This window comes from Candidatus Aegiribacteria sp., assembly GCA_021108005.1.
In the GTDB taxonomy this organism is placed as follows: Bacteria; Fermentibacterota; Fermentibacteria; order Fermentibacterales; family JCC-6; genus Aegiribacteria.
Genome location: JAIORS010000085.1, coordinates 1 through 3,434 on the forward strand (window position 1 = coordinate 1; position 3,434 = coordinate 3,434).

Here is a 3,434-nt window from a genome sequence, read left to right on the forward strand (position 1 = left end):
TGACCCTAGTAGATGCCGGGGGTGCTGCCCTCGATAACTCTGGCATCACAGATCTTCTGGAAAAATTCAACGGGTCCGGCATCACCAACAATAGCGTAACCGTATCCGGCTTCCAGCATACTGCGCAACGCAGATAAAACAACTGCCCTGCCGACACTTTTCCCGCGGAAGTCATTATGAACGCCTATCGGACCCAAAAATCCCTTTGCAGTACAGTCCCAGCAGCAGAAACCGGCGAGCCTGCCGGAGGCTCTATCCACAGCGGTAACAATTGTAGGCGGCACTGATCCAAAACCTACGGTAGCCTCCGCCTTCCAGCCGCTGCTGAAATTGTCTTCTATGAATGACAATACACCTGGTGACTGGTGAGGTAACGGTTTCCTCACCCGTAACCCATCCTGTTCTTCCATACACGGCAGGTTATACAAAGGAACCAGAAGATCGGACAAATCAACCAGCCCCCCCGGATACCAGCATCTCCCTGAGAAACATGAAACTGCTGTTACCTGTTAGCATGGAAATTGCATTAAGAATCAGACCCAGGATGATAAGAACCATGACTATGGATTTGCAGGCATCCTGCCCTTTCACAGCTCCAAGCTGTCTGGGTTCACGTCCGAGGTAGGCGCTGGCCGCGTATAGCTCCTCTCCTATAAGAGTATAATCGCATGTTGTGATAAAGAAGGGAAGCTGTGTAACGGCATCGGTGCCTGCAATCTGTATAGCTCCGGAGAGAGAACCGGTCTCGGCAAGAAGAAGTGATTCGGCCCAGAACATCCCAAGGTAGAAATTGGTTGCAGGCCTTTCTCGCATCATTATACCGTTGACTCCGGCAACAAAAGCGAACTGGCTGGTTGTCATGAAGAAGACTGAATCTTCATCGTAAGCATCCGGCCTGCCCGCTTCCATGTAGGCCTGCTTCACAGCTTCAGTAGCGACAGTGTACACAATCGGATCGCAGTTGGGAACCATAAGAGGAGTCTGATATTGGGCTATCTTCTTCGCAACCCTGCCGAGAATGGTAAGACTTGCTATAGTGGCGACATCCGAAATCGTAGAAAGGCCGGGAACGTAAAGAATGGGTTTACCCATTTCAGTTGCCCTGCCGATAGCCTCATCGATTGCCTCAATCCCTGCTATGGGCCTGAGGTACATTTCCAGACCTTTCTGTGCTTTTTTAAAATAGTAGAATATGAGAAGAATAAATAGTGCTCCTGCTATCAGAACCGAGACTTCATCAGTTTTGAAGTATTCACCTTTGGGAACTATCTGTGATATGAATGCTTCCCCGGTAAGAGTATCTCCCGAAAGTGTAACTGTAACAGGCCTGTACATATACTCCCGGCCCGGTTCAACAATGTAATCGGGGTCGTATCCATCTACAATGAACTCTTCAACGATTGGAATCAGTTCAACCGATACAGGCCGCCAGCAGCTATCCGGCTGGCTTACTTCCTTACGGTAGATAGTGCATGAAAGGAAATCCTCTGTATCATCGGGCATATCAAGGAAAAGATAAAGCCCGTCCCCTGCGTCGTTAGGTCTGTCCTGTATATCGGTTATTTCGATTACCGGTTGAAGCAGAACCAGAACTGCTACAAAAAGAGAAATCATCATTCTATTGTTTCTCCCTAATCTTTCTGAAGAAAAGACTTCACGTGCATATTATGACAGCTGGTTAGTGGAAAAGGAAGTTCTCTGTTATTCTATGCGGGTTCCCATATATTTGTCACCGATCAGAACCTTGCTCATAACAGCTATATCACTGCGTCTGTGCCATCCGGTCTTTTCGTAGAACCGTATCGCGGGGTTGTCCGTGTAAATGAACAGGTGCGCCTTTTCTATTCCCGCATTTCTCAGCGCGTTTTCCGCTGCGTTCATGAGATCGGTTCCGGTTCCTTTTCCCTGAAGCGACTCATCAACCGCCAGATGATAAATGTACCCTCTTCTCGAATCGTGACCGGCCATTACAGACCCCATAAGGTTGCCGTCTATGAAAGCTGTGAAACAGTAGTCTGCGTTCCTGTCCAGAAACCTCTCAAAATCCTCCATGCTGTCAGCGCCTGTCATTGTATTCCCCGGGAAAGAACTCCAAAGGCTGACCAGGAACGAATAATCATCTTTCTGCATCGGCCTTATTTTCATTCTACTCCTTCATTCAGAACATCTCTGTAAGCAAGGAGATGTTCCTCAACCGTTCTTTCTATGCTGAAATCGGCGGCTCTTACCAGCCCGCCGCTTCCCATTTTGTACGCATGATCCCTGTTCTTTAGAAGGTATTGAAGAGCGTCCGCCATTTGGTCGGGTGATTCGGGGCTGACAAGCAGACCGCATCTTTCATCCTTCCCTACGATCTCTCCAATTCCGGGGATATCCGAAGCAACAACCGGGAGCCCGGAAGCCATAGCTTCAACCGCGGCTATGCCGAATCCTTCCGACGAGGAAGGCATGAAAAATATATCCGAATCGTTCAGCAGTCCCACAACGTCCTCAACGTGTCCCAGGAACTTCACATTCGATTCAAGCCCTAACCCTTTCACCTGCTCTTTAAGAACATCCACCAGAACACCCTCTCCAGCGATTACGTATCTGATATCAAAAGAAACCCTTTCCCGAAGAATGGAGAAAGCTTCAATAGCCTTTGTGTAGTTTTTCTTCTCTCTGAGGCTTCCGATTGATACAATAGTAAAGGGGGGAGCTCTTCTGGAAATTCCTGGACCACAGAACCGATTCAGATCTATCCCGTTGTATATAACCTCTGTCCGATTAACCAGTTCGGGAATCCATCCGCACAATTCCTCCTCCGCTCCCCGGCTGACGCAGAAGATTCTGTCGTAAACTGAATACTGCCACCTGTCTATCAATCTGCCGGCGAGCGTGCCCCTTCTGCGATTCCTGGTACTGTGTTCGGTTGTAATGTACATACAATCCGTATGGGATATTTTCTTAAAAACAGCTGTATAAAACTGTGTGGGAAACAAATGCGAATGAATAATATCGGCACTGATCATCCCTGTTTTTCCAGTTACTGCAGTAAGCCTTGTAACCGCTCTGGGATCGTACGGTGAGGAAAGCCCCAGTGAGTACAATCCCTCTTCTGACCATCCGGAGTTGGATCCTTCAAGGGATATTACGGTTGAGTCCTCTCCGCAGTTCAGATATCCACGGTGAAGATCCATGACCAGCTTTTCCGCTCCACCGGTCTGCAAGCCGTTAATAATCTGAAATATTTTCACCGGTTCTCTCCTGTACTCAAACTCTGGTCAAGGGAAATATTAATACTGGAGGACTTATTCAAGAATCTATATCATGTTGCAGTGTATGGAAAGATTGGGATGAGGGATTCAATAGAAATGGTGCCGGGGGACAGAATTGAACTGTCGACACACGGATTTTCAGTCCGTTGCTCTACCAACTGAGCTACCCCGGCACCG

General features: G+C 48.2%; 4 protein-coding genes and 1 tRNA gene. All 5 read right to left on the reverse strand.

Annotation, left to right across the window (positions count from 1 at the left end; genetic code table 11):
• Positions 1 to 5: 5 nt before the first annotated feature.
• Positions 6 to 449 (reverse strand): GNAT family N-acetyltransferase, encoded by a 444-nt coding sequence (locus K8S15_05045; GenBank protein MCD4775404.1) that lies wholly within the window; start codon positions 447 to 449, stop codon positions 6 to 8.
• A 1-nt stretch (position 450) separates the two neighbouring features.
• Positions 451 to 1,617, reverse strand: coding sequence for a hypothetical protein (locus K8S15_05050; protein ID MCD4775405.1), 1,167 nt, complete (start codon positions 1,615 to 1,617; stop codon positions 451 to 453).
• A gap of 84 nt (positions 1,618 to 1,701) precedes the next feature.
• Positions 1,702 to 2,145, reverse strand: a complete 444-nt coding sequence (locus K8S15_05055) for a GNAT family N-acetyltransferase (protein ID MCD4775406.1) — start codon at positions 2,143 to 2,145, stop codon at positions 1,702 to 1,704.
• A complete protein-coding gene (locus tag K8S15_05060; GenBank protein ID MCD4775407.1) occupies positions 2,142 to 3,236 on the reverse strand; it encodes a glycosyltransferase family 4 protein in 1,095 nt (364 codons plus the stop codon). The genes K8S15_05055 and K8S15_05060 overlap by 4 nt, the downstream gene beginning before the upstream one ends.
• Before the next feature lie 118 nt (positions 3,237 to 3,354).
• A tRNA-Phe gene (locus tag K8S15_05065) sits at positions 3,355 to 3,430 on the reverse strand.
• Positions 3,431 to 3,434 lie beyond the last annotated feature (4 nt).